Source organism: Streptomyces sp. NPDC005496, assembly GCF_042872045.1.
GTDB lineage: Bacteria > Actinomycetota > Actinomycetes > Streptomycetales > Streptomycetaceae > Streptomyces.
The window spans coordinates 192458-211311 of record NZ_JBIAJQ010000010.1 but is presented as its reverse complement, the minus strand read 5'-3'; the positions used below and the strand labels follow the sequence as shown (position 1 = coordinate 211311).

14 protein-coding genes and 1 pseudogene are annotated in these 18854 nt (G+C 70.5%); 7 read left to right on the top strand and 8 right to left on the bottom strand.

Going from position 1 to position 18854, the window contains the following annotated elements; genetic code table 11:
• Window positions 1-11: 11 nt before the first annotated feature.
• On the bottom strand, window positions 12-842 hold the full coding sequence (locus tag ACFYQQ_RS29100; RefSeq protein WP_355786087.1) for an alpha/beta hydrolase: 831 nt from the start codon (window positions 840-842) through the stop codon (window positions 12-14).
• A 459-nt stretch (window positions 843-1301) separates the two neighbouring features.
• On the opposite strand from ACFYQQ_RS29100, the gene ACFYQQ_RS29095 reads away from it, so the two are divergent.
• Together ACFYQQ_RS29095 and ACFYQQ_RS29090 are read left to right on the top strand one after the other, a co-directional pair.
• Window positions 1302-1733: an Rrf2 family transcriptional regulator gene (locus ACFYQQ_RS29095; RefSeq protein ID WP_355786090.1), complete on the top strand. Its 432-nt coding sequence runs from the start codon at window positions 1302-1304 to the stop codon at window positions 1731-1733.
• 156 nt (window positions 1734-1889) lie between these two features.
• Window positions 1890-2639, top strand: coding sequence for an SDR family oxidoreductase (locus ACFYQQ_RS29090; RefSeq protein ID WP_355786093.1), 750 nt, complete (start codon window positions 1890-1892; stop codon window positions 2637-2639).
• 180 nt (window positions 2640-2819) lie between these two features.
• On the opposite strand, the gene ACFYQQ_RS29085 is transcribed toward ACFYQQ_RS29090, so the two are convergent.
• The gene (locus tag ACFYQQ_RS29085; RefSeq protein WP_355786095.1) at window positions 2820-3722 is read right to left on the bottom strand and encodes a LysR family transcriptional regulator; all 903 of its coding nucleotides are present in this window, start codon (window positions 3720-3722) and stop codon (window positions 2820-2822) included.
• 125 nt (window positions 3723-3847) lie between these two features.
• Here ACFYQQ_RS29085 and ACFYQQ_RS29080 point away from each other — a divergent pair, with 125 nt between their 5' ends.
• Window positions 3848-4729 carry an NAD(P)H-binding protein gene (locus ACFYQQ_RS29080; RefSeq protein WP_355786098.1) on the top strand — a complete coding sequence of 294 codons (882 nt, stop codon included), beginning with the start codon at window positions 3848-3850 and terminating at the stop codon, window positions 4727-4729.
• Window positions 4730-5142: 413 nt separating this feature from the next.
• On the opposite strand, the gene ACFYQQ_RS29075 is transcribed toward ACFYQQ_RS29080, so the two are convergent.
• From ACFYQQ_RS29075 to ACFYQQ_RS29065, 3 genes are all read right to left on the bottom strand, one after another.
• Entirely contained in the window at window positions 5143-7698 is a 2556-nt protein-coding gene (locus ACFYQQ_RS29075; protein WP_388905606.1) for an ABC transporter permease, read from the bottom strand.
• Window positions 7699-7750: 52 nt separating this feature from the next.
• Complete coding sequence (locus tag ACFYQQ_RS29070; RefSeq protein WP_356240209.1) at window positions 7751-8521, bottom strand: ABC transporter ATP-binding protein; 771 nt, start codon at window positions 8519-8521, stop codon at window positions 7751-7753.
• Window positions 8522-9123: 602 nt separating this feature from the next.
• The gene (locus ACFYQQ_RS29065; protein WP_355785515.1) at window positions 9124-10209 is read right to left on the bottom strand and encodes a DUF5937 family protein; all 1086 of its coding nucleotides are present in this window, start codon (window positions 10207-10209) and stop codon (window positions 9124-9126) included.
• Window positions 10210-10309: 100 nt separating this feature from the next.
• Here ACFYQQ_RS29065 and ACFYQQ_RS29060 point away from each other — a divergent pair, with 100 nt between their 5' ends.
• A complete protein-coding gene (locus ACFYQQ_RS29060) occupies window positions 10310-11539 on the top strand; it encodes an MFS transporter (protein ID WP_356240206.1) in 1230 nt (409 codons plus the stop codon).
• A 200-nt stretch (window positions 11540-11739) separates the two neighbouring features.
• Here the strand turns inward: ACFYQQ_RS29060 and ACFYQQ_RS29055 are convergent, their stop codons facing one another.
• Complete coding sequence (locus tag ACFYQQ_RS29055; protein ID WP_355793477.1) at window positions 11740-12009, bottom strand: hypothetical protein; 270 nt, start codon at window positions 12007-12009, stop codon at window positions 11740-11742.
• Window positions 12010-12572: 563 nt separating this feature from the next.
• On the opposite strand from ACFYQQ_RS29055, the gene ACFYQQ_RS29050 reads away from it, so the two are divergent.
• Entirely contained in the window at window positions 12573-13856 is a 1284-nt protein-coding gene (locus tag ACFYQQ_RS29050) for a DUF3533 domain-containing protein (protein ID WP_355793475.1), read from the top strand.
• Window positions 13857-13896: 40 nt separating this feature from the next.
• On the opposite strand, the pseudogene ACFYQQ_RS29045 reads toward ACFYQQ_RS29050, so the two are convergent.
• Both ACFYQQ_RS29045 and ACFYQQ_RS29040 read right to left on the bottom strand, forming a co-directional pair.
• Window positions 13897-14280: pseudogene (locus tag ACFYQQ_RS29045) on the bottom strand (AraC family transcriptional regulator); the annotation flags it as partial.
• A 366-nt stretch (window positions 14281-14646) separates the two neighbouring features.
• Entirely contained in the window at window positions 14647-16095 is a 1449-nt protein-coding gene (locus tag ACFYQQ_RS29040) for an FG-GAP-like repeat-containing protein (RefSeq protein WP_356240203.1), read from the bottom strand.
• 385 nt (window positions 16096-16480) lie between these two features.
• Between ACFYQQ_RS29040 and uppS the strand changes: the two genes are divergently transcribed.
• A complete protein-coding gene (gene uppS / locus ACFYQQ_RS29035; protein ID WP_355791870.1) occupies window positions 16481-17191 on the top strand; it encodes a polyprenyl diphosphate synthase in 711 nt (236 codons plus the stop codon).
• On the top strand, window positions 17188-18651 hold the full coding sequence (locus tag ACFYQQ_RS29030; protein WP_355791868.1) for an oxygenase MpaB family protein: 1464 nt from the start codon (window positions 17188-17190) through the stop codon (window positions 18649-18651). Before uppS ends, ACFYQQ_RS29030 begins: the two co-directional genes overlap by 4 nt.
• Window positions 18652-18854 lie beyond the last annotated feature (203 nt).

Sequence of the window (18854 nt, the reverse complement as noted above, 5' to 3'; positions counted from 1 at the left end):
GAGGCGGCCGGCTACGCCGTGACGAAGTCGAGGATGTCGGAGTTGAGGACATCCGGGTACACGGACAGCATCCCGTGCGGATACCCCTCGTAGGTCTTCAAGGTCGAGTTCCGCAGGATCTCGGCGCTCTTGGGTCCCGCGTCCGCGTAGGGCACGATCTGGTCGTCGGTGCCGTGCATGACGAGCACCGGGAGCTCGATCTTCTGCAGGTCCTCGGTGAAGTCCGTCTCGGAGAACGCCTTGATGCACTCGTAGTGCGCGTTCACGGCCCCCGTCATCCCCTGCGCCCACCACCGGTCGATCAGCCCCTGGTTCACCTCGGCGCCGGGCCGGTTGAAGCCGTAGAAGGGCCCGGACGCCACGTCGATGTAGAACTGGGCGCGGTTGGCGGCGAGCCCGGCGCGCAGTTCGTCGAACGCCTCGATCGGGGTTCCCTCGGGGTTGCTGTCCTTCTTGACCATGACGGGCGGCACCGCCGACACGATCACCGCTTTGGAGACGCGCCCGGGCTCCGCACGCGCCACGTAGTGGACCACTTCACCGCCGCCGGTGGAGTGCCCGATGTGCACGGCGTCCCGCAGATTCAGCGCGTCGGTCAGGGCGGCCACGTCCGCGGCGTAGGTGTCCATCTCATGGCCCGACGACGGCTGGCCGGAGCGCCCGTGACCGCGACGGTCGTGCGCGACGACCCGGTAGCCCTTGGACAGGAAGTACAGCAGCTGGCTGTCCCAGTCCACATGGCTCAGCGGCCAGCCGTGGTGGAAGACGAGCGGCTTCGCGTCCCGCGGCCCCCAGTCGACGTAGTAGATGCTCGTGCCGTCCGCGGTGGTGACCGTGCTCATGGGTATCTCTTTCCGGGTGTTGGTCGCTCCCTCCCGCGCTCTGTTCCTCACGCGGGCGGATCGCGTCGCTGCGGCGAGGTCCTCTACGCCCAAGACGAGTGCCTTGGTGCCGATCGGCCCAAGGGGAACGGGGGACCGGCAGTGCGCTCGGCAGCCGGAACCCGCCGGGAGTCATGGAGGTCGTCACTTTTGTGTGGTGGGCGACATGTCTTCGCTGTGCCGGCGCAGGTCGCTTCGCCCAGGCTCGCGCCCAGACAGACCGTGCCGAACTCCCCTTCCAGGGTGCGTCGGTCCAGGAGGGGCGGCAACTTTCCGGCGGACGCCCGCCGCGAACCGGCGCGAGCGCGGAGGCCGCAGCCCGCGTCACCCGCGTCGAGGAGTCCTCACCCGCCGTGACGCCGGCGGTCGCTTGACGACCCCCGATGTAACAATTACTGTTACGTCCAAGGAGGTGATCGCATGGCGGGCAACAGCCAGCTCACCGTGGCGGCGCACGCGCTGACGTGGATCGAACTGCACCGTCGGATCGGCGACGGAACGGCGACGTCCGAGGGTGTCGCGGGCAGCGTCAACACCAACCCCGTCGTGATCCGGCGCCTGCTCGGCCGGATGCGCGACGCCGGACTGGTCCACTCGCGACGCGGCGCCGACGCCGGCTGGGTGCTCGCCAGACCGCTGGAGGACATCACCCTGCGGGACGTGTACGAGGCGATCGAACCACCGCCGCTGTTCGCCATGCACCGCTCGGAACCCAACCTCGGCTGTCCGGTCGGTTCCGGTATCCAGCCCGCGATGCGCCCGGTGTACGCCCGTGTCGAGGAAGCCGTCCGCACCGAGCTGGAGCGGATCACTCTGGCCGACGTCCTGCAGGACGTCCTCGCCTCGCGCTAGCTCCCTCGCGTCGCGCACACCCTCCGGGGCCGGACCGGCATGCCGCCGGCGACCCCTCCTCGTGTCCCTCTCCTCCCGTCCGGCTCTGCCGGGCGGCGACACCGTCAACCTTCAAGGGCCGATCCCGGCCCTCCATATAGAACTGGAGTTCCCATCATGGGACAGCTCGACGGAAAGACCGCCGTGATCACCGGCGGCAACAGCGGCATCGGACTGGCCAGCGCCAAGCGCTTCGCCGCCGAAGGAGCGCACGTCTTCATCACCGGGCGACGCCAGGAGGCACTGGACGCCGCCCTGGTCGAGATCGGCCCGAACGCCACCGCGGTCCGAGGCGACGTCTCCGACCCGGCCGACATCGACCGGCTCTACGCCGCCGTCGCCGATCAGGGACGACGCGTGGACGTGCTGTTCGCCAACGCGGGCGGCGGTGAGTTCTCCACCCTGGAGCAGGTCACCGAGCAGCACTTCGACACCACCTTCGGCATCAATGTGCGAGGCACCCTCTTCACCGTCCAGAAGGCGCTGCCGCTGCTGAACGACGGTGCCTCGGTGATCCTCACCGGCTCCACCGCGGCCACCTCCGGCGGTGAGGCGTTCGGCGTCTACGCCGCCTCGAAGGCCGCCATCCGTTCGTTCTCCCGCACCTGGGCCAACGAACTCAAGCACCGGAAGATCCGTGTCAACACCCTCGTCCCCGGCCCCATCGAGACCCCCGGCAACGCGGGTCTGGCCCCCGGCGCGGACGAGGCCGCCAAGCTGTGGGGCTTCTTCGCGAGCCAGGTACCGCTGGGCCGTATGGGCCGCCCCGACGAGGCGGCCGCCGCGGCGCTCTTCCTCGCCGGCGACCAGAGCAGCTTCGTCACCGGTACCGAACTCTTCGTCGACGGCGGCCTCAACCAGGTCTGAAGCGGGCACGCGACCTCGATACGCCAGGAGCCGGCGCCCCCGATCCCGGCCGCCACGCCCGGCCCCTTTGCGTACGCGGCCACCGAGCCATGGCCGCCTCAAGGCACTCCTTGAGTGACTCCATGCCAAGTCGCTGTTGTCAGCCTGACCCACAGCCGGTGTCGGCGCCCATCGCCGGCCTCAGGCGGTCGTGCTCTGCACATGGGCTCCCGCTTGTGCGTGGTGGGCGACCGTGACCGTGCAGGCGGCGCGTACGAAGGCGGCGACGGCCGTGGAACGGGCCTCCTGAGGCCACGCGACGGCCAGGGTGCAATCAGGCAGATCGCTGACCGGCCGGTAGGCGATACCGGGACGCGGGTTCTGCCGGGCAACTGACGCGGGCGCGAAGAACACGATGCTGCCGGTCTCGACGAGGCTGAAGATCTCCGACAGGTTGGAGGCAGGTCTTGTCGCCCCGGGCGAGGGCGGCGCCATCCGGCCGCTGTCGGCAGGCGCGCCACCGGGCAGGCTCCGGCCGGACAGGTCGGCCAGGCGCAACTCGGTACGGGCGGCCAGCGGATCGGTGGCCGCCAAAGCGACCAGGACCGGCTCGGTCAGCAGCGGCTCACTGTCCAGCCCCCGCTCGTCCACGGGGCGGAGCACCAGCGCGACATCGGCGAGACCGTCGCGCAGCGCCTGGGGCTGCTCGCCGAACCCTCCAAGCACCAGTTCGGGCGGCAGGGCCGCGGGGTCGGCGCTGTAGGCATCCAGGATCTGCGGCAGCAGGCCGCCGTCGATGTCGGCCTTGAGGGCGATCCGCAACCGGGGCGAGGCGCTACCGGCGTGCCGGGCCCGGTGGGCGGCGGCGGTAACCGCCTCCAGGGCGGTCCTGGCATCCCGCAGCAGGACCTCCCCGGCACCAGTGAGCTTCACCTGCCGGGTGGTCCGCTCGAACAGCGTCACACCGAGCTGTCGCTCAAGATCCCGGATCGTCCGCGACAGGGGAGGCTGCGCCATGCCCAGCCGGCCGGCGGCGCGCCCGAAGTGCAGTTCCTCCGCGACCGCGACGAAGTAGCGGAGCTGCCGCACCTCCAGATCATTCATACCGCCAGGGTATCAATGGCTACCGAGATGGTCCTTCACCTGCACCGCTGCGCCGGGTTCACTCGAAAGCGACCGCCCGGCACGCCCCTGTGGTTCGCCGTCGCCCGCCACCCATGGAGGCACTCATGATCGTCATCACCACGCCGACCGGAGACATCGGCCGACAGGTCCTTCATCGCGTCCTGGACAGCGGTGAAGCCGTCCGCGTGATCGCCCGCGACGCCTCCCGCCTCCCGGAACACATACACGCGCAGGCGGAAGTGGTGGAGGGCTCCCACGCCGACCCCGACACGATCGCCAAGGCACTGGAAGGCGCCGATCGCCTGTTCTGGCTCGTACCCCCGGCCCGCTTCCAGGACGCCGGCCCCGCCAAGAGCTACTACCTGGACTTCACCCGGGCCGCCGCCCAGGAAGCCGCAAGCCGGGGTGTGCGGATGGTGCACGTCACCTCCCTGGGGCACGGCTACAACGGCGAGGCCGGACTGCTGTCGGCCGCGCTCCACATGGACGAGCTGATCGAAAACACAGGCGTGCACTACCGGGCGCTGGCACTGCCGTTCTTCATGGAGAACATCCTCCGCCAGGCCCAACAGATCACCCAGCAGGGCGTGTTCTCCATGGCGAACACCGCGGACCGGCCCTTGCTGACCGTCGCCACCCAGGACGTGGCCGCCGCGGCGGCATCCCTTCTGCTGGACACCACCTGGAACGGCCAGGCCCGCGTCCCCCTGGTCAGCCCCGACAACCTGACCCCCGACGCCATGGCCGAGATCATCTCCGAAACCGTGGGCCGCACGGTGCGCTACCAGCAAGTACCGCTCACGGACTTCCAGGCCCAGATGGTGCAGCACGGCGCGAGCCCCTCGCTGGCCCAGGACATGGCCGACATGGTGGGCGCGCAGAACAACGGCATCTACGACGCCGAACCCCGCGACCCGGCCTCAGCCACCGCCACCGGCTTCCGCCAGTGGTGCCACAACGTCCTGAAGCCGGCCCTCCAGCCCTGACCAGCACGCCCCCGTCAGGGCCCGGCACAGCCTCGCGGGACGGTCGCTCAGGAGGCGCTCCACCACCCGTCGACACCGTCAAGGCGAAGCCGCGCGTCCGCGATCAGAGCCTGGCCTGATGCGACGTGGACAGTGGGGGAGTAACACCCGTGGGCGAAGCCGGGGTTGAGCCTCGCGGAGGCACAGTCCACGTCGCCTACGAAGATGGTGGCGACCTCGGAAGTTCCACGCCAACCGGCAAGTGGCGGCGTCGAATTGCTGGTTGGAGCTGCGGACCGGCAACAACCAGGCCGCGTACCCCGCCGAGCAGGGAGACCGGACGCGCGCCGCGCACCCACGACTGGCACTGACCGGGCAGACACAAGAGCCCCCGCGACCGGTCCGGTCGCGGGGGCTCTTGCGCGTACGTGCCGTTACTCCGTCTTGATCGCAGTCAGCATGTTCAGCCGCGCGGCGCTGCGGGCCGGCCACAGCGAGGCCAGCACACCCACGACTCCGGCCAGCAGCAGGAAGATGCCGATCCGCTCCCACGGCAGGACCAGTGCGTAGTTCGGGATGCTGGAGCGGATCGTCTCGCCGATCGCCCAGGCCAGGAACGTACCGAGACCGACGCCGATCACCGCGCCGAAGAGGGAGATGATGACCGCCTCCAGGCGGATCATGCGCTTGACCTTGCCGCGGTCCAGGCCGATCGCCCGCAGCATGCCGATCTCCTGCTGGCGTTCGAAGACGGACATCGCGAGGGTGTTGACGACGCCGAGCACCGCGATCAGCAACGCCATGGCGAGCAGCCCGTACATGATGTTCAGCATCGTGTTGATCATGCCGCCGAACGTGTTGCGGATGTCCTGGCGGTCCATGACGCTCATGGCCGGGTTGTCACCGAGCGCGTTCACGAGCGCCTGCTCGTTGGCCTTGCTCGCGCCGCCGTCCGTCTTCACCCAGATCTCGGGGATGTACGGCTTGGGCTCGAAGGGTGCGACCAGCGAGGTCGGCACCACCACCGGCGAGAGGAACTCGTTGTCCTGGTAGATCGCGCCGACCGTCATGGTCTTCGTGGCCGACCTGCCGCCGCCCTGGTCGTCGCCGACCGTCACGGGCAGCTTGTCGCCGGCCTTCCAGCCGTTGGACTTGGCGGTCTTCTCGGCGACGGCGATCCCGCCCTTGCCGAGGGTGTCCAGCGATCCGGAGAGGAGCTTCAGGTCGAAGACCTGCTGCACGTCGCCAGGGGTGACCGCGGAGGCGGAGTGGTAGGTGCCCTTGACCTTCACCGAGGTGGCCTGCTGCGGGGAGACCGCGGTGACGCCGTCGGCCTTCTTCAGCGCGCTCAGCGCGGACTTGTCCAGGCCCCCGCCGCTCGCCATGGTGACCATGTAGTCGGCGCGGATGTTGTCGGTGGTCATCTTGTCGATGGCCTGGCCCAGCGTGACACCGATGACGGTGAGGCCGGTGACCAGCGTGAGACCGATCGCCAGCGCCGAGGCGGTGGCCCCGGTACGGCGCGGGTTGCGCACCGCGTTCTTGCCGGCGAGCTTGCCGGACACCCCGAACCCGCGGTGCAGCAGCGGCTTGGCGAGCGCGATGACCGGGCGGGAGAGCAGCGGGATCAGCACGATGATGCCGATCAGCGCCAGGAAGGCACCGGCACCGATGAACATGCGGCCGGTGTTCTCGCCGACGGCGGCGCCGCCGAAGATTGCCGCGGCACCGCCCAGCGTGATGATGCCGCCCAGGGTGTTGCGCACGACCAGCGACTTGGTGCTGGCGGGCAGATGGGCGCTGCCCATGGCCGCCACCGGCGGGATCTTCGCGGCCCGGCGGGCGGGCAGCCAGGCAGCGAGAACGGTGATCAGAACACCGACGCCGAGGGCGGAGAGGACCGCGGTGGGGGAGACGATCAGCGGTCCGGCCGGGACCTTGGCGCCGAACGAGCCCATGGCGGACCGCAGTCCGGTGGCGAGTCCGATGCCGAGCGCGAAGCCGACGACGGAGGCGATCACGCCGACGATCATGGCCTCGAGGATCACCGAGCGCTTGACCTGCCGGCGGGAGGCGCCGACGGCCCGCAGCAGGGCGAGTTCCTTGGTGCGCTGGGCGACCAGCATGGTGAAGGTGTTGGCGATCAGGAAGACGCCGACGAACAGGGCGATGGCGGCGAAGGCCAGCAGCATCTTGTTGAGACTGCTCAGCCCCGACTCGATGTCCTTCGCCTGCTTGTCGGCGAGCTCGCGGCCGGTCTGCGCCTCGGAGTCCTTCGGCAGCAGCGGCCGGACGGCGTCGAGGAGCTTCGCGTCGGAGGCGCCCGGCTCGGCGGCGATGGTGACGTCCTGGTAGTACCCCGGCTGGAGGTACAGCTTCTGCGCCACGGCGGTGTCGAACAGCACGAGGCTGCCACCCGCGTTCACGGCGCCGTCCTCGGTGGTGAAGACACCGGCGAGGGTGTACTCCTTCACGGGCCCGTTGGTGGCGACCCGCACGGTGTCGCCGACCTCGTACTCGCCCTTGGCCGCGGAGTCCTTGTCGAGAGCGATCTGGTCGTCCCTCACCGGGCCCGAGCCGTCGGTGAAGGTGTACGCCGGATCCGCTGCGTTCTTACCGGTCTTGCCCGGGGCGTAGTTGGCGCCGGTGTTGGACCAGCCGTTGCCGATCAGCTTGCCGTCCTGGTCGGCGACCCCGGCGAAGCCGGACACCCGCCCGGTGGCCTCGGCGACGCCGTCCAGACCACGGATCCTGTCCAGGGTCGCGTTGTCGATGCCGGACTTCTTGCCGTCGTCCTGGACGCCGTAGGTGGTGACGGCGACGGCGACGTCGTCGTAACTCTTGGCCGACTGGTTGCGGTAGGCGTTGCCGAGGGTGTCGGTGAAGACCAGGGTGCCGGAGACGAACGCCACGCCGAGCATGACGGCGAGCACGGTCATCAGCAGTCTGGCCTTGTGCGCGAGCACGGTGCGCAGGGCGGTACGGAACATGTGTGTTGTCAGTCCTGTGGTGAGAGCCGGAGGTCGACGGATCGGCGGATGGTCAGCTGGTCCGGCCCTTGGCGTCGAACTCCTTCATGCGGTCCAGGACGCCGTCCGCGGAAGGGTGGATCATCTCGTCGACGATCCGCCCGTCGGCGAGGAAGACCACCCGGTCCGCGTACGCGGCGGCCACCGGGTCGTGGGTGACCATGACGACGGTCTGGCCCAGCTCGCGTACGGAGTTGCGCAGGAAGCCCAGCACCTCGGCACCCGCCCGGGAGTCGAGGTTTCCGGTCGGCTCGTCGCCGAAGATGATGTCCGGCTGGGAGGCGAGCGCCCGGGCGACGGCGACGCGCTGCTGCTGACCGCCGGAGAGCTGGGTCGGGCGGTGACCGAGCCGGTCGTGCAGACCCACCATGTCGATGACCTTCTGCAGCCACACCTTGTCGGGCTTGCGGCCCGCGATGTCCATGGGGAGCGTGATGTTCTCCAGCGCGGTCAGGGTCGGCAGCAGGTTGAACGCCTGGAAGATGAAACCGATCTTGTCCCGGCGCAGCCTGGTGAGCTGCTTGTCCTTGAGCGAGCCGAGCTCGGTCTCGCCGATGCGCACGGAACCGGAGCTGAAGGTGTCCAGGCCGGCCACGCAGTGCATGAGCGTGGACTTGCCGGACCCGGAGGGGCCCATGATCGCCGTGAACTCGGCCTGCCGGAAGTCGACGGTGACCCGGTCGAGCGCGACCACCTGGGTCTCGCCCTGTCCGTACACCTTGGACAGGTCCGTGGCGCGGGCGGCCACGGCGGTGGCGCGGTGAGCGGTGGGCGTGGTGGTCACGAGAAGGGCTCCTGTGGCATGGGATGGGCATCGGGGACCACCTCATCGTGTCCGCCCCGCGGCCGCGGATCGTCAGTCCCCGTGCCCGTTCCAAGGGCCCTCTTGAGTCGGACCACGCCCCCCGCTCCTCCTCCTCTGGTATGACGGCACCCCTGAGAGGGACGGGCGGGCCGTGTCGAGGGTGAGGCCTTCGGCGTCTCCCGGCTGATGCCGTTGCCGATGCCAACTCAGGGTCCACACAAGCCGGGCCGAACTCGTTGAACCGGGATACCCATTCAGCTCACACGAATCTCGGGCCACGGCTCGTTGCTCACGGCATGACGATGCAGAAAGCTTCGAGCAGTCTCGGTAGTACCGAGCCGGACCAGCCCGTGCCATCCACCTCGCCCTACAGCGGCGACCAAGCCCGTCTTGCACTGTGGAGCATGCTGGATAGTGCCCTTGCCCACTTGCCGCTCCTGCTGATGGGTCAGGCTGAACATCCACAATCCCCGGTGCCCCGCAGATGAGTTGGTCGGCGACCGTCCAGTTCCTTCCCCAACGGTGCGGACGCCGGGCACACGGGCTACTTCACGGTGACCGTGCAGAAGTCGGACGGCGAGTCAGCGCAGTACGGCCGTCAGCAGGTCGGCACCCAGCGCCGTCAGGTCGGGCAGGTTGAGGGTGTAGCGGACGTAGCGGCCGCGCCGCCGGCCGGTGAGCAGGCCGGCGCGGCGCAGGACGGCGAGGTGCCGGGACACCTCCGGCGGGGTGAGTTCCCAGGCGTGGGCCAGCTCGCGGGTGGTGTGCGGGCCGCGGGCCAGGCTGCGCAGCAGCCGCAGGCGCACGGGGTGCGAGAGCGCCTCCAGCCGCAGGGTGACCGTCTCCAGTGACAGCGGCTCCGACGCACTCGCCTCGGCCACCGGGTACTGCACCACTGGCTGCCATCCCGGCGCGTGCACCACCGCAAGGTGCGGGCTCCCGAAGACGCTGGGTATGAAGGTGACTCCGCTGTCGTGGGCGGAGGTCGACTTGTCCACGAGCTTGTCCACGAGGATGCAGTCCCCGTCCGGTGCCAGGGCCACCGCCCCGGAGACCGAGGCGAGCGCCGTGCCCAGACCCTCACGCCTGAGCAGGTCGTTCTTGACGCGCAGGTCGGTGGCCAGCCGTACCGCGACCCCCGCCCACGCGGCGTCGAAGAAGACGGCGGCGCACTGTTCGAGCGTGTCGCGCACGCGCCCCCGTACGGCGCCCGGGTCGGCGAGCAGCCGTTCCGCGAAGGCCTCCTGCCGTACGCCGCGGGCCTGCGCCAGGTCCAGGGCGCGCTCCCGCGCGCTCGCGTCGGTGAGCGGCGACGGCGCCCCGTAGCGGACCCGGCTGCTGCCGCAGGTGGTAACGAGCGCGGCCCTCACGTACGCCTCGTCGTCGATCCGGTCCACGTCGTCCAGCTCCTCCGCGAGGGTGGGCCGAGGCCGGGCGGGCAGCAGGAAGTCGGCCTGGGAGGAACGCCAGAGGAAGTCTGCTTCCCGCAGGCGCTCGGACAGCCCGGACGGCATCCCTGCCCAGACGGCCCCGGCCCGGCCGGCATGCTCTGGATGGTGCCCCGGCTCGGCCAGCACGTGCAGCATCGCGGTCAGTTCGGCCAGCGGGGAGGCAGCGAAGCGCACCCGCCCAGCCGGCAGCCCGCCGATGTCGATCCTCAACGTCACCCGCCCAGCATCCCCGGTCAACGGCCCTGCCGTGAACGCGGGTTGACGATGTCCGTCAACCCGCGTGCCCGGCCCGCAGGTTCGAACGCACCGTGGCGCCATGGAATCCACCACCACGATCGGGCCACGCGCCCTCGTCCGCGCCTGCGGGGGACCCCGCTACGCCTTCGCCCTGGCCGTGGACGCGCTCGGCACCGGCCTGCTGCGGCCCTTCCTGCTCCTCTACGGGGTGATGGTGCTGCGGCTGTCCGCCCCGGCCACCGGAATCACCATGACCGTCGGCATCGTCGTCGGCCTGGCGTGCATGCCCGCCGTCGGCCGATGGCTGGACGGTGGCGCACGCAGTGCCGTCGTCGCGGCGTCGATGCTGGTACGGGCGATGGGTGTGGCGCTGCTACTGGCCGCGCCGGCCGGGCACGCAGGACTGTTCGCGGCGGCGGCCCTCCTCCTGGGCATCGGCAACCAGGCGTGGCCAGCGGCCCACGCGGCCCTCGTGGCCACGCTCACCCACGGCCGGCAGCGCGACACCGCCCTCGCGGCGAGCCGCGCCCTGCGCAACGCGGGCCTAGGCGCGGGCGCACTCCTCGCGACCGCCTGCCTTGCGGGCGGCGCCACCGCGCTGCGGGCGATGGCCGGCGCGACCGGGATCGCCTACCTCACCGCAGCGGCGCTCGCCCGCTCGGTCCACCTGCGGGCACGTCCGGCACCACTGGCCGAGAACGGAACCGACACCGCTCCCGCGCCCCGGATGCGCGCACTGCTGGCCGCCAACGTGGTGTACGTCTTCTGCCTCAACGTCCCCGAGATCGCGCTGCCGTTGGTGCTGGTGACCCATCTGCACGCCTCCCCGGTGTGGCCGGCCGCCGTCTTCGTGACCAACACGCTCCTGGTGGTCAGTCTCCAGGTCCCGCTCACCGTCCTGCTGTCCCGCTTCCCCCGCCGGGCCGTCCTGGCCGGCGCGGGCGTGCTGCTCGCCGCGTCCTACCTCGGCTTCATCGCCGCCACCTGCCTCGATGACGGCTGGGCGGCCCCGGCCGTCACCGCCGTGTCGGTCCTCTGCACCCTCGGCGAGATCGTCTACGCCGGCAGCGCCACGGCGCTGGTCACCACGCTCGCCCCGGCACACGCCCTGGGGCGCGTCCTCGCCCGCTTCGAGCTCTCCACGGGCTTGGGCCTCGCCGTCTCCCCGGCGGTCATCACCGCTCTCGCCCCGCACGGCCCGGGCGCCCTGTGGGGTGTTCTGGCCGGGGCGACGCTGCTCTCCGCCACCGCCGTGGCCGCCGAGACGGACACGACGCGGCAGGACGCGCAGGCGCTGCCCGGGATCTGATCGCAGAGTTCAACTGCTCGCACGGCGACGATGCCGTGGTGCGCCGGAAGGCGCAGGCCGTCACGGACATGGGAAGACCGTCGTCACGTTCGTTGAGAAGTTCGGATCGCGACCACGACGCACGAAAGCGTGGGTGGTGCCGAGCTGGATCAACCGCATGCTCGGCCAGGCTGACGCAGCCTGGCACATGAACGGCGGGATCACGTGGTGTGCAGTGGCTCCTTGAAGGACTTGCGGAACACCGGCCCGGCGAAGGGGATGATCGAGGACATCACCTTTGATTTGAACGAGGTGGGGTGCCGTTCAAGCCTGACGTCGACGCGGGTGCCGTTATTGGTGGGAGTCATCTGGAACTGCCAGCCCCCCGAGCCGAAGGGCACCGAGTCACGAGTGGTGACGGTGACCTTGTTCGCCGAGGGGTCCCATTCGTAACGCGCGCGTTCCCACGACTTGTCGTTCCCCTCCGTCACCTCCGCCCAGGTTTCACCCCGCTCGTGGACCTGGAAGTGCTCGGCATCGATCCTCTACGCGGGAAGGGCTGAAGTTCGTCAGCACGCCCATTACCTCGTCAGGGCTCATCGAAGAGTTCACGTGGAAATGTAGGGATGGCATGACCTGCTCCCTGGTCGGGGACATCGTGGTCCGGCGGCGCGGCCTTCAGTGCTCGTCTCCCGGGTGCCTGGCTCGCTTCGCCGACGCTGGTTCGTAGTGGCGGGAACCCCCGATTTCCAGGCACTCTCAATCTCGTCGGCACTCCTGCCGCCCGGCAAGAAGCCCAGCTCTGGAGCAGCGCTTGTCGCAGGACCGCCCCGTCTCCCCATGCAGATCAGCTCCCGGCCGACCCGTCCGCCGCGATCGGCACCGGTCCGTGTCGTTCAGTGACGGCATGTCAGCAGACGGTTACCGTCCCCGGAGAGCCTGCGGTACTCGTCTCCTCGCGAGTGCGGACAGCCGATGCAAGCGTGTGGCTCTGCGAACGGCCGAGCCGGCAGGCGGACCCAGGCAGCGCAGGACGTGTCCCCATTGGAGTTCCATGACCTCGCCGGATTCCGGGCAGAAGCAGCCGCTCGCACGCGCCGTCACCGTCGCACGTCATGGAAAGCTCTGGCTGGTCCCGACCGCCCTGTGCGCGCTGGTGGCGCTGTTCCTGACGCTGCTCTACATGGGCGGCATCCTCGATCCGAACGGGAACCTGCGCCGTCTGCCGATCGCTCTGGTCGACTCCGACCAAGGGCCGCCGCTCCCCGGACAGCAACAGACCTTGGGCGCGCAAGTGCGCCAGTCGGTCATCGCCGCTACCCCGGCGGGTACCGTGCAGTGGCGACGGCTCAGCCATGCCCAGATGCAGGACCAACTGGCATCAGGCAAGGTCTACGGCGCCCTGGTGATCCCGTCCGGCTTCAGCACGTCGGTGGCGGCGCTGACGACCTCCCGGGCCACCGCGCGGCCCGCCCTCACGGTCCTGACCAACCCGGGGCTGGGCAGCCTCGGTTCCTCCCTGGCCAGTCAGATCTCCCAGCGCGCGGCTCATCAGGTGTCCCAGACCATCGGGCGGCAGCTGACGTCGCAGGCTTCCGGCCAGGGCGCCGATGCCACGACTCGGACGCTCCTGGGCGACCCGATCGGTGTCACTGTTCGGGTGGGCCACCCCATCGGCAGGCACAGTGGCCTTGGTCTGACCGCCTTCTACTTCACCCTGCTCCTGGTGCTCACCGCATTCGTGGGCGGAAACATCATCAACAGCGGGGTCGACGCGAGTCTGGGTTACACGGACAACGAGATCGGCCCCTGGCACACCCGGCGGCCGACGGTGCCGATCAGCCGCACGCAGACGCTGCTGCTGAAGATGCTCATGACCGCGGGAATCGCCGCTCTGACCACCAGCCTGCTGATGATCGCCGCCATCGCGATTCTGGGCATGGACGCATCGCACCTGCCGTTGCTGTGGATCTTCTCCTACTGCGCGAGCCTGGCTGTGGGCCTGGGAGTACAGGCCATCAACGCGGCCTTCGGCGGGGTCGGCCAGGTGGTGTCGATGTTCGTCTTCATCGCCCTGGCTCTGCCGTCCTCGGGCGCCACGATCCCCCTGCACGCCGTTCCGGACTTCTACCGCTTCCTGGCGTTGTTCGAACCGATGCGGCAACTCAGCGACGGCGTGCGGTCCATCCTCTACTTCGACGCCCGGGCCGACGCCGGTCTGACCCGAGGCTGGTTCATGATCGCAATCGGCGTTGCTCTCGCCCTGCTGTTCGGGTTCGCCATGACGTTCTACTACGACCGCAAGGGGCTGGACCGCCTGGCCGTGCGCAGCTCGTGAATCGGACTTTCGAGCGCGTGCGCTGATTCGACCGGGGGTGTCAGCGCAGTGCGGCCTCGCCGGCGTGAACAGCGCGCAGCGCGCGCTCGACGGTCTCCTGGCTCTCGCCCACCGGAGCCACGTAGCCCAGGACGTCGCGCACGGCACCCTCTCCCAGCGTGCGGGTCATCACCCACGTGGCGAGGTACTGGGACGCCAGGCAGCCACCCGCCGTGGCGATGTTCCCCTCGGCGTGGAACGGCGTGTCGAGCACCGTGACGTCGCAGGCTTCCACGAAAGGCCGGCTCTTCACGTCCGTGCTCACCGGCATGCCGTTCAGCAGTCCCAGCCGTGCCAGGACCAGCGCACCGGAGCACTGCGCGCCGATCAGCTGGCGCGAAGGGTCGAGCACCAGCCTGGAGAGCAAGTGGTCGTCGGCTACCACCGTCCCTAAAGGCCCAGGCTCTTATGCGTTTTGAGCCCTGTGCCGCGGGCCAATGTGCACCGGGTGGCTCATTCGTCAGCACTGCGGTTGTCGAGGCCCGCCAGAGCGAAGAGGCTGCGATCGGGGTCGGGTGCGACGCGACGACGGAACGGCAGCAAGCCGACATGGGCCCCGGGTCATGCGCGCCGCTGGGAGAAGAAGCGGCTGTCCCCGCAAGGCCGGTAGCCCGCAGAGCGACGCTGCACAGTAGGAAAAAGCAGAACTGGGCGGGCAGGACAGGCCCGGGTGGCGAGGGAGCGAGCACCGCCGGTGCTCGGCGCCGGGGCCAGGCGCCGAGCACCGGATGGAAGCCGGCCATGTCAGGGCTCAGCCGCTGACCGGCGCACCGAACTCGGGGTACCAGTCCTCGCCGGTGGCGAGCCCGACGGTCTGCGCGCTGAAGCCGACCCCGCGGCTGAAGGTGATCCGCACGCCGTCGCCGCGCAGTGACGTGAGCGCGCCGTACCAGCCGTTCTCGCCGGGCGCGCCGACAGCCAGGTCGAGCCGCCCGTCGCGGTCGGTGTCGGCCAGCGCCAGGGCCTCGCCGAAGGAGTCGCGGGACTCCGCGACGCCGGGCACGCCCGGGGTGTCCTGGTGGAAGGCGTACGAGCCGGTTCCGGTCAGGCCCCGTGCGGAGCCGGGGAGCACGGTGACGGAGCCGGTGAAGCCCGTCAGGCCCACGCCCTCGTCGACGGCGCCGGTCGCCAGGTCGGCCCGTCCGTCCCGGTTGACGTCGCCGAGCTCGACGGACCAGCCGAAGCGGTCGCCCTCCTCGACGACCCCGGGCACCCCGGCGGTGTTCTGCGTGATCACGACCGCCCCTCGGCCGTCGACGCCCTGCGCCGAGCCCCGCAGCACGCTCACGCTGCCGCCGTCCCGGGCACCCTCCACCTCCTCGCGCCCGTAGGGCTGTCCGGACACGACGTCGCCGTGGCCGTCGCCGTCCACATCGCCGATGGCGAGGGAGAGTGCCGGGGGCAGGTCGCCCGCCGCGCGGCGGTTCGCCGGGACTCCGGGGGAGAGGTAGAGCGCGCCGCCGGAGCCGCTGAGCGGGTTGGTGACGGCGGCCAGGTCGTCGGTGCCGTCACCGTCGACGTCCCCGGCGGCGAGCGCGGTGACGCCGGTGCCGGTGGCGGGCACCGCCGACGCCTCGAAGTCGCTGTGTGCGAAGCCCATTTCGCCGGACTGACCGGTGCTCCGGTTGAGGTAGAGCCACAGGTGGGTGCCGCTGCCCGTGCTCGCCGCGATGTCGGCATGGCCGTCCCCGTCGAAGTCCCCGGCGGTGACCGCGGTGCCGAATCCGGTCTGCTCGATGCCCAGCGGCTGGCTCAGCGCGCCGCCCGCGCCCAGTCCCGTCGGGCTGCCCCACAGCACCGTGACCGAGCCCCAGTCGTCACCGCGCGGGACGTCCTCGCCGGGAGAGCCGACCGCCAGGTCGGTGTAGCCGTCCTTGTTGAAGTCCCCGGCCGCGGTGGACGCACCGAAGCGGTCGAACGCCTCGGCGACACCCGGCACGCGCGGTGTGTTCTGGCTGACGATCGTCGTCCGCGAGGACTTGATCCCGCCGGACGAGCCGTAGGCGACGACCACCGCCCCGGCCAGGATGTGCCCGTCGATCGCTGCCCCGGGCGCGGAGACGGCGAGATCGCCGTAGCCGTCGCCGTTGAAGTCGGCGGAGGGCGCCGGGGTACGGGCGTGGGCGGCGGCCGGGGGCAGCAGGACGGAGGCCGCGAGGGCGGCCGGCAGCGCGGCGCCGGCGACGATGAGTCTTCGCATGCCACAGCAGACCCGCCCCCGCGGCCGATGGTTGTACGGGCGCCTGGCCGGCCACCGGTGCCTTCCGCCGAGTGGGCACAGGACCCGTGTGCCTGAGTGATCGGACAAATGGGCCAAGGGTGACGGTCACTCATTTGCCCGACCAGCCGTTTTCCCACTGTCAGACTCCCCGAAGGAGAACGCTCCGGTGGGGCGTTGGGCATGGACGAGGCAGGACGGGGCGGGCGTGACCGAGCGCGGTACGACTGACCGTGTCGCTCCACACGGGACGGGGCCGGACGGGAGGGACCGCGGCGTCCCGCGTGCCCGCGCCGCGGCGCAGGAGCAGTCGAACGGGACGCACTACGGCGAAGGGCAGCGCCGCAACCACGGGCCCACCCGTGCGGTGCCGCGGCACGTGGCATGCGTGATGGACGGCAACGGCCGCTGGGCGCAGCGGCGTTCGCTTCCCCGCACGGCCGGCCACCGGGCCGCTGAGAGCACCGTCATCGACATCATCGAGGCAGCCAGGGCCGCCGGCGTCCAGTGGCTGAGCCTGTACGCCTTCTCCACCGAGAACTGGAACCGTCCCGGCGCCGAGGTCGACTACCTGATGCGTCTGGTCCGCCGGGTCGTGCGCAAGCACGCACCACTGTTGCTGGCCCGCGACATCCGCTGCCGCTTCCTCGGAGTCACCGACCCCCGCATCCCCCGTGAACTGGCCCAGGACTTCGATGACTTGGCGGTGCTGACCGCCGACAACCGGGGGATGACGCTGACCGTGGCCTTCGACCACGGCGGGCGCCGGGACATCGTCGAGGCCGCACGAGCGCTGATCCGCAGCAAGACACCCGCCGACGAGGTCACCGAGCAGCTCTTCGCGGACCACCTGCCCTTCCCCGACACCCCCGATGTGGACCTCGTCATCCGCACCTCCGGTGAACAGCGCATCTCCAACTTCATGCTCTGGCAGGTGGCTTACGCGGAGTGGATCTTCCCCGAGGTGCTCTGGCCGGACTTCCGGGCCCCCGACTTCCTTGCCTGCCTGCACACCTACCGGAGCCGTGACCGCCGCTTCGGTGGCGTGCCACCCCGGACGAACGGAGACCCATCATGACCATCGACGCCACGGCAACGGACGACGAAGCGCCCCTGTTCGGCCCGCAGTCCCAGTTCAGCGCCTTCTTCGACGACCCGCGCTGGGCGCTGGCCATGATCCGCGCCACGGTGCTGGAGGCCGCCCACCCGCAGATCGGCGCCGCCCTCGCCGACAACTCCACCTTCGTCGCCCACCCCTGGCGCCGACTGCGCAACACCTTCCTCAGCATGCGGCGCATGTTCGGTGCCGACCCCGCAGTACGCGAACGGGAGGCCGCCCGGCTCAACCGTCTGCACGCCCGCATGAGCGGCTCGGACTCCCGCGGCCGCGCCTACGACGCGATGGACCGTCCGGCCCGCGCCTGGGTCGTCGCCACGCTTTTCGAGAGCGCCGTCACCATGTGCCGGCTCAGCGGCCAGCCACTGGGCCAGGACACCATGGAGCGGATGTACGCCGAGTACCGCTCCTTCCTCGCCGCCCTCGACGGCGACGCCGCCGAACTCCCCGACAACCTGACCGACTTCTGGCAGTACTTCGACCGGGTCGTCGAAAACGAGCTGGAGAACACCGAGGCAGCCCGCGTCATCCTCTACCGGCTCTTCGATCACCTGCCCGCCCCCGCGCTGCTCGACGGCGCCCCGACACTGTGGGCGGCGGGCAGGGCCGTCGCCGGCCCGCTGCTCGGCGCGATCACCGTCGCCTCCCTCCCCGAGCCCTACCGGCGCCGGGCCGGCCTGCCGGACATGCCCGGCGCCCCGACCCTCATGCAGGGCGCCTACCTCGCCGCCGGACTCGCCCGCTTCCTGCCCGAAGGCTGGATCAACGCCGAAACCATCATCGAAACGCTCTCCCTGTCACCCGACAGCGACGACCCCCGCGCCCGGACCGTCGCCGCCCTGCGCTCCCGCATGAAACGGGCATCGGCCCTGCTCCGCCTGCTCACCCCCCTGACCAGCGAACCTGACCGGGACCCGGCGTCTTCGGCGAGTTCGGAAGAAGGCCGGCGCTCGGCGGAGGAGTTCTTCCAAAAGGTGCTGGACCAGACCGGCGACGGCCACCTCGACTGGCCCGACCTCGCCGCCATGGCCCGTGAACTCTCCACCCGCCTCGATCTCGACGAACCCGAGGAGAGCCGCCTCTACGACGCCTTCGCCGCCTGGTGGCGCGAGCTCCAGTCCGCCCTCGACACGGACGGCGACGGCCGCGTCAGCGCCGCCGAGTACGCCGCCGCCGTCCCCTCCCTCGCCGGGCCCGCGCTCATCCGCGTCGCCGAAGTGCTCTTCGACGCCACCGACAAGGACGGCAACGGGAGCATCGACGCGGACGAATACCGGACCCTCTTCCGCACCGCCTTTCACCGCGACCTCACCACCACCGACGGCGCCTACGGCCGGAGCGCTTTCGTGGGCGACTTCCTCTCCTTCATGTCGGGCCGTCGCACGAGCACCCCGTACGACCCCCTCCTCGCCGACGCCTGACGGCGCGGACGACCGCCGGGATCCCGTGATGGGGGGTGGCTGAAGAACGCCGTAGGCATGTGTGCGCCGAGAGGGTGCGGCGTACGGCTGGAATGACGTCAGGGATGGTGGCGGAAGGGACAGCGCCGACGCTGGTGACCACCGGCCCCCGACTCGCCGACCAGCCCGACGCAGCACCCCCCACCACCTATGGCATCACGCCT

Bases quoted from the DNA above. Each gene is read 5' to 3' on its own strand.
- ACFYQQ_RS29100 (WP_355786087.1), bottom strand. From the start codon at position 842: ATGAGCACGGTCACCACCGCGGACGGCACGAGCATCTACTACGTCGAC.
- ACFYQQ_RS29095 (WP_355786090.1), top strand. From the start codon at position 1,302: ATGGCGGGCAACAGCCAGCTCACCGTGGCGGCGCACGCGCTGACGTGG.
- ACFYQQ_RS29090 (WP_355786093.1), top strand. From the start codon at position 1,890: ATGGGACAGCTCGACGGAAAGACCGCCGTGATCACCGGCGGCAACAGC.
- ACFYQQ_RS29085 (WP_355786095.1), bottom strand. From the start codon at position 3,722: ATGAATGATCTGGAGGTGCGGCAGCTCCGCTACTTCGTCGCGGTCGCG.
- ACFYQQ_RS29080 (WP_355786098.1), top strand. From the start codon at position 3,848: ATGATCGTCATCACCACGCCGACCGGAGACATCGGCCGACAGGTCCTT.
- ACFYQQ_RS29075 (WP_388905606.1), bottom strand. From the start codon at position 7,698: ATGTTCCGTACCGCCCTGCGCACCGTGCTCGCGCACAAGGCCAGACTG.
- ACFYQQ_RS29060 (WP_356240206.1), top strand. From the start codon at position 10,310: ATGGAATCCACCACCACGATCGGGCCACGCGCCCTCGTCCGCGCCTGC.
- ACFYQQ_RS29050 (WP_355793475.1), top strand. From the start codon at position 12,573: ATGACCTCGCCGGATTCCGGGCAGAAGCAGCCGCTCGCACGCGCCGTC.
- ACFYQQ_RS29040 (WP_356240203.1), bottom strand. From the start codon at position 16,095: ATGCGAAGACTCATCGTCGCCGGCGCCGCGCTGCCGGCCGCCCTCGCG.
- ACFYQQ_RS29030 (WP_355791868.1), top strand. From the start codon at position 17,188: ATGACCATCGACGCCACGGCAACGGACGACGAAGCGCCCCTGTTCGGC.